Consider the following 6,290-nt stretch of genomic DNA (forward strand, 5'->3'; position numbering starts at 1 on the left):
TACAGAAAAGGTGTCATCCCCTGTAGGAGCGAGGCTTGCCCGCGAAGGCGTCGGTACTAAAAACACAATCAGGAATACTGAACCTCAATCTCATCCAACTGATGATCAAAGGTCTTGAGCCTTGCGCTCCAGGTATAAACCAGCACTTCAAAATCCCGGTTGATCACCGCCCCGCCCGTCACTTCGCCACGGGGGTCGCAGAAATCCAGCTGATAGCGCTCGCGGGCCATGGCCGTGGCGACGTCCGCCAGTTCCCGGGCGTTGTTGAGCCAGTGCCGGCCGTCGTCCGCCACTTGCTTGTCCAGCTCAAGGCATTGCTTCTTCAGGGTTTCCAGGCTTTTTTCCAGCGGCGTGCCGGTCAGCTCGCCCATGACTTCCTGGAAGGTGCGTCCCGGTTGCCAGTAACTGCCCCAGAAATAGCGGTCGAACACCGTTTCGACACGGCGCAGCGCCACCTTGGTGTCCCAGATCAGCACCAGGGTTTTGCCTTGTTCGAGTTGTTTTTTCTTGATGCGCCGGGTCTGGACGGACGCCCAGGCCACCACCGAGACAGCCACTACGGCGATCAACGCCACGGCACTGTCGAGAAACATCAGCGCCTTGTCGATCTGATAGGCCAGCATGACGCCGTAGAAATAGGTCCCCGTGAGCAGCACGAGGGCCACGACGGCACACCAGAAGCCGAGAGCAAAAGGGTTTTTCATTATTGGTTTCCCCCTGACCTGCGCAAGCTTTGTGTATTGCAGGGGCGCTGTTGCTGCAACGCCCTGCAACATTTCAAAGCATAGCAACGGCCTCAGGGTTTGCTGGCGTTCGACGCTTGCGTTCGTCCGCTTTCCCAACCGCCGCCCAGGGCCAGGAACAAATCGATCTGGCTCAACGCCACTTGGGTGTTGGCGGCGGCCAGCTGCGCCGTGACATCGGTGTAGGTGCGGGTGGCTTGCAGGTCGGCCAAAAACGACTCGCGGCCGGCCTGGAAGAAGCGGTGCGTCTGGTCGGCCGCCAGTTTCGCCGACTGCTCGGCGTCCGCCAGGGCATCGCGGCGCTGCAGCAATGCCGAATACTGGGCCAGGCTGGTCTGGGTCTCGCGAATGGCGTTGAGCACGACGCCGTCGAAGTGCGCCAGGGTCGCCTGGGTCACGGCTTCGGCTTCGCGGATGCGCGCCCGGGCGCCGTTGGTCGGCACGTTCCAGGTCAGCGACGGGCCGAAGCCCCAGCGGTTGGTGGACGGCTCGCCCAGGTTTTCCAGGATACCGACGGTGCCGATGGTCGCGCCGAAGCGCACGTCCGGGTACAGCTCGCCGGTGGCCACGCCAATGTTGGCGGTCGCGGCGGCCAGGCGACGCTCGGCCTGACGGATGTCGGGACGACGCTTGAGCAGCGAGGCGCCATCGCCCACCGGCACCAGTTGCGCGATTTTCGGCAGTTCCGCACAAGCGGCAGTGCCGGCCGGCAGTTGATCGACCGGTTTGGCCAGCAGCATCGACAGACGGAACAATCCGGCCTGACGCGCCGCTTCATAACGCGGCATGTCGGCGCGCAAGGATTTGAATTGGGTTTGCGAGCGGGTGACCTGAGTTTCGTCACCGCGACCGGCATCGCGCAGGCGCTGGATCAGCGAGGTGCTTTGCGATTGCAGGTCGAGGGAATGCTGGGCAATTTCACGCTCTTCGTTGGCCGCGCACACCTGGGTGTAGGCGCGCACCACATCGGCAACCAAAGTAATGCGTGCGGTGTCGGCGGCCGCCTGGGTCGCGTCGGCATTGGCCTTGGCCGCTTCGATGCCGCGCTTGAGCGTGCCCCACAGGTCGAACTGGTAGGACGCGCTGATGCCGATATCGCCGATGTTGGCCACCGGCACTTTTTCCGGCAGCAGGAAGGCTTCGCCGGATTCCTGCAAGCGCTGGGCGCCCATCTTCACGCCGCCGCTCCAGCCACCGGCAGCTTCGGCTTCGTCCACCTGCGCACGCGACCGCAACAGGCTGGCCGCCGCGACCCGCAGATCGGTGTTGGACGCCAGCGCCTGCTGGACCAATTGATCCAGCCGCGGATCGCGATACAGACGCCACCAATCTTCAGGCACTGGCGCCGAAACCACCGGCTTGCCGTTCACATCCAGCTCGCCCTGCAAATCCGCACGCTGAACGGCGGCCTCTTCCGGCAAGTGATAGTCCGGCCCGACCATCGAACACGCCGACAGCAGCAGGCCTAAACCAGCCACCGCCAAACCCGAGGCTTTGTTCATTTCGCAGGCTCCCGGTCTTTGTCGTCGATGATCGACACGGTGGCGGTGCGCCCGGCGATCATGCGGAAATCTGCCGGCACGTCGTCGAAGGCAATGCGCACGGGAATCCGCTGGGCCAGGCGCACCCAGCTGAACGCAGGATTGACGTTGGGCAGCAGGTTGTTGCCGCTGGTGCGGTCGCGGTCTTCGATACCGGCGACGATGCTTTGCACATGCCCGCGCAACCGTGCGTTGTCGCCGATCACGCGGATGTCGACGCTTTGGCCGACATGAATGCCGCCCAGTTTGGTCTCTTCGAAATAGCCGTCGATGTGGAAGGAGTTGCTGTCGACCACCGACAACACCGGCTTGCCTGCGCTGACGAATTCCTGGTTACGCGGCGCACGGTCGTTGACGTAACCGTCCACGGGGCTGCGGATCACCGAACGGTCGAGGTTCAGTTGCGCGCTGTCTACCGCCACTTGGGATTCCGATAGCGCCACTTGCGCACGGGCCACGCGGGACTGGCTTTCTTCCAGCTGCTCGGCCGGCACCAGATTGCCCAGGCCCTTGTTGCGCTTGGCTTCACGTTGGGCCTGCGCCAGCGTTTCTTCTCTATCGGCCACGGCGGCCTTGGCCTGGCGCAGCGCCAGCTTGAAACGGTCCTGGTCGATGGTGAACAGCACCTGGCCACGCTTGACCGGCTGGTTGTCACGCACGTCCACCTGCTGGATCAGGCCGGAGACGTCCGGGGCGATCTGCACGACGTCGGCGCGGATATGACCATCGCGGGTCCAGGGGGCGAACATGTAGTACATCACCATGCGCCAGACCACGACCACGGCGAAGGTCACGATCAACAGGGTCACGATCACGCGGCCGAGGGTTAAAAACGGTTTTTTCATGTCATCAGGTATCGACTGAGTGAGTCCACGGCGCCAAGCAGCAAGGCGTAGAGAGCCACGTTAAACAATGCCCGGTGCCAGACCAGGCGGTAAAAGTGCAGACGTGTGAGCAACCCGTGCACTAGCAGGTAAACCAGGTAGGTAATGCCCATCAGCACAAGCAGCGTGGGCAGGAAAACGCCGCTGATATCCAGATCTCCGATCATAGGGGCGCTCCATCAATGCCATAAGGAAGCGGTTCTTCGGGCTCGGCGGTACCGACGAATTCAACACCGGGCAACAGCGCCAGGCGCAAGCCGCTAAGGGCGTGCAACAGGTGTAGACGAGTTTGTTCATCGCCCGCACCCGCCAAGGCGCGACGGGTACGGTCCATGGTCATCAGCAACGGGCTCGGCGCCGGCAGGCGTTCGCCAGCCTTGAGACAGGTCTTGAAGTACTCGCCGACTTCGGCCACCACCTGACGCAACAAATCCTGGGCGACGCCGTGAATCCGTGGCGTGTAGGCCAGCAGGTCGAGCATGTTCAGCGCCACGCGCACTTCGCGCAGGGCGATGCCGGTGTCCTGGCCGGTCATGGCCAGGCGCGGCAGGTGCTGCATCAGGCGATCCAGCACCTGCACGCCCAGCTGACGGTGTTCGGCCAGGGTCGCCGGCTCGGTCAGGCTGACGATGTCGCGCCAGCTGAAACGGGTCAGGCGTTTGGCCGCCAGTTCCGCGCCGAATGGTCGGGCGACCAGGGTCCAGATGAAGGCGAACAACAGGCCCATGGGGCCGGCCAGGTTCGAATTCACGAAGCTCAGGAAGTCCGCGTCATAGGCGCCCTGGATGCTGATGAACGACGAGGTGTTGACCAGCGTCAGCAGCATGCCGAGGTAGAACTGCGGCTTGACCGTGAGGGTGCCGACCACGATGAACGGCACGGAAAACGCCAGCACCAGCATCGGGAAATCGTGCAGGTTCGGCAGCACTAGGAACAGATAAAGGCTGGCGAACAGCACCGACATCGCCGTCCAGAAAAAGAACCGGTAGATCTGCGGCGCCGGATCGTCCATCGAGGCAAAGAAGCTGCACGACACCGCTGCCAGAATCACCGCCGCGCCGCCGTCGGTCCAGCCGAGCAGAATCCACAGCACCGAGGCGACGATAATCGCGGTGACGGTGGAGGCCGCCGAATACAGCATCAGGCCGCGGTCGAGAAACGGCGTCAGCCGGCCCAGGCGCCAGTGGCGGTACACGGCGCGCCAGCTGTCCTGATCTTCGCACTGGATGGCGATCTGCAGGCTGCGGCAGTCCTGCCACAGATCGACCCATTCGCCGAGGCGATACAAGGCGTTCGAGAACAGCAACTGCTTGCGATCTTCCAGCACCTCGGCACTGGGTTGCAGGGCTTCGAGCTGGTCTTTGAGCGCGTGCCAGCGCTCGATGTCGGCGTCCTTGTGCTGCAGCCATTCGCTGGCGGCGGCGAGCATGGGGGCGAACTTTTCCACCAGTTCCGGCGTGCGTCGTTCGAGGGCGTAGAGCGCGTCTTCGAGGGCATCGATCACCGGCATCATGTGGATCATGCGCCCGCGCAATTCCTTGGTGTTGCGCACGGTCTGCGGTCGCGAGCCTTCGTGGGGCAACTGGCCGATCATCAGCTCCAGGCTGTTGAAGGTCGCCACCATCGAGGAGCGCAGCGCACTGACTTCTTCGGGCTGCACGTTGCGGCTGAGAAAGCGCAGGCTGTAGGTCGAGGCATCGGCGAACCATTTGCTCACCGAATCGTTGAACACCGGCGCCAGCCGACGGGGCCAGAACATCGCACCGACCACGGCGGCGACGGCGATGCCGAGGAAGATTTCTTCGGTACGCGCTTCGGCCACATCCCACACCGCCAGCGGGTTATCCACCACCGGCAGGGCAATCAGCGGCAAGGTGTAGCCGGCGAGCATCAGGGCATAGTTGTTGGCGGTGCGCAGGTGCAGGGACAGGAACAGCAACGTGCCGGTCCACAGTGCGATGACCAGCACCAGCACGTAGGGGCTCTGGACGAACATCGGCACGAACAGCACCGCCGCCGCAGCGCCCAGGAAGGTGCCGATGGCGCGATACAGCGCCTTGGAGGTGGTCGGGCCGAGGAACGGGTTGGAGACGATGTACACCGTGGCCATCGCCCAGTACGGACGCGGCATCTGCATGAGCAGCGCGATGTACAAGGCGATCATCGAAGCTGCGAACGTCCGCACGCCGTAGAACCAGTCTCGCGCTGGCGGCATGCCGCTGAAGAAACCGCTCAAGACTCGATCACCGGTGTCTGGCTGGCGGACTCGAAAGCGCGCAGCACACGCAGCGCCGCTTCCAGATCGCGCCGGTCGATGCCTTCGAGGGTTTCATGGCGCAAGCGCACCAGTTGAACTTCGACCTTCTGCACCAGCGCCCTTCCCGTGTCGGTCAGGCTCAGGCATTTGGCGCGGCGATCCTTGGCGTCACCGGTGCGGCAGACGTGACCGGCTTTACACAACTGATCGAGCAATCGCACCAGCGACGGGCTTTCCATCCCGGACGCCTGCGCCACCGCCACCTGCCGCACACCATCACCCAAGCGCCCGATCATCAACAACGGCACCGCACAGGCTTCGGAAATCCCATAGTTGACCAGCGTCGTCTGGCAGATTTTGCGCCAATGCCGCGCGCCCACCACCATGGAGCTGCTGATGTTCATCTGGAGAATGTCGAGATCATTCGGCACGGAAAAATACACACACTGTTAGTTTGCTAACTATCAATATGGCATTGATGGGGATTTAGCGTCAAGTTTTGAAACAAATTCTTCTTCCAGCGTGAATGCTGGCGTTTTAGCCACCTCGTCCTTTGCGCAACAACACATCCAACTGATCCACCACCTCCGCCCAATCGGCATCGTCAAGAATTTCATTGCGCAGCAGATCCGCCTGGCTGGGGCTCCAGAAAAAGGCGTCGGCCAGGTGCAGTTCCGGTTTGAGGGGTGAGTGGGTGGCGATGAATTTGTCGATGTTTTCGGCGTCGTCCGGCAGGCCGAGTTGTTTGAAGAGGGATGGGAGGCTGTGGGTTGGGTTTTCCATTTTGGGCTCCTGTGTGTATTGATGTAATGACCGCTGCGCGGTCGTTCGCGGGCAAGCCTCGCTCCTACGGATGGATGGTGAC

7 protein-coding genes are annotated in these 6,290 nt (G+C 62.6%); all 7 read right to left on the reverse strand.

What is annotated here, in order from left to right:
- Positions 1 to 68: 68 nt before the first annotated feature.
- The gene (locus ACW9JE_RS27665) at positions 69 to 704 is read right to left on the reverse strand and encodes an NADH:ubiquinone oxidoreductase subunit N (RefSeq protein WP_224538251.1); all 636 of its coding nucleotides are present in this window, start codon (positions 702 to 704) and stop codon (positions 69 to 71) included.
- A 92-nt stretch (positions 705 to 796) separates the two neighbouring features.
- Positions 797 to 2,245 (reverse strand): efflux transporter outer membrane subunit, encoded by a 1,449-nt coding sequence (locus tag ACW9JE_RS27670; protein WP_457434562.1) that lies wholly within the window; start codon positions 2,243 to 2,245, stop codon positions 797 to 799.
- Positions 2,242 to 3,129: an efflux RND transporter periplasmic adaptor subunit gene (locus ACW9JE_RS27675; protein WP_457434563.1), complete on the reverse strand. Its 888-nt coding sequence runs from the start codon at positions 3,127 to 3,129 to the stop codon at positions 2,242 to 2,244. The genes ACW9JE_RS27670 and ACW9JE_RS27675 overlap by 4 nt, the downstream gene beginning before the upstream one ends.
- Positions 3,126 to 3,335 (reverse strand): DUF1656 domain-containing protein, encoded by a 210-nt coding sequence (locus ACW9JE_RS27680; protein ID WP_175376428.1) that lies wholly within the window; start codon positions 3,333 to 3,335, stop codon positions 3,126 to 3,128. The genes ACW9JE_RS27675 and ACW9JE_RS27680 overlap by 4 nt, the downstream gene beginning before the upstream one ends.
- Positions 3,332 to 5,404 (reverse strand): FUSC family protein, encoded by a 2,073-nt coding sequence (locus tag ACW9JE_RS27685; RefSeq protein ID WP_457434564.1) that lies wholly within the window; start codon positions 5,402 to 5,404, stop codon positions 3,332 to 3,334. The genes ACW9JE_RS27680 and ACW9JE_RS27685 overlap by 4 nt, the downstream gene beginning before the upstream one ends.
- Positions 5,401 to 5,829, reverse strand: a complete 429-nt coding sequence (locus ACW9JE_RS27690; protein ID WP_224538288.1) for a MarR family winged helix-turn-helix transcriptional regulator — start codon at positions 5,827 to 5,829, stop codon at positions 5,401 to 5,403. Before ACW9JE_RS27690 ends, ACW9JE_RS27685 begins: the two co-directional genes overlap by 4 nt.
- Before the next feature lie 133 nt (positions 5,830 to 5,962).
- Entirely contained in the window at positions 5,963 to 6,208 is a 246-nt protein-coding gene (locus ACW9JE_RS27695) for a DUF2789 domain-containing protein (RefSeq protein WP_175376425.1), read from the reverse strand.
- Positions 6,209 to 6,290 lie beyond the last annotated feature (82 nt).

The sequence above is a fragment of the Pseudomonas sp. SDO55104_S430 genome (genome assembly GCF_054070595.1).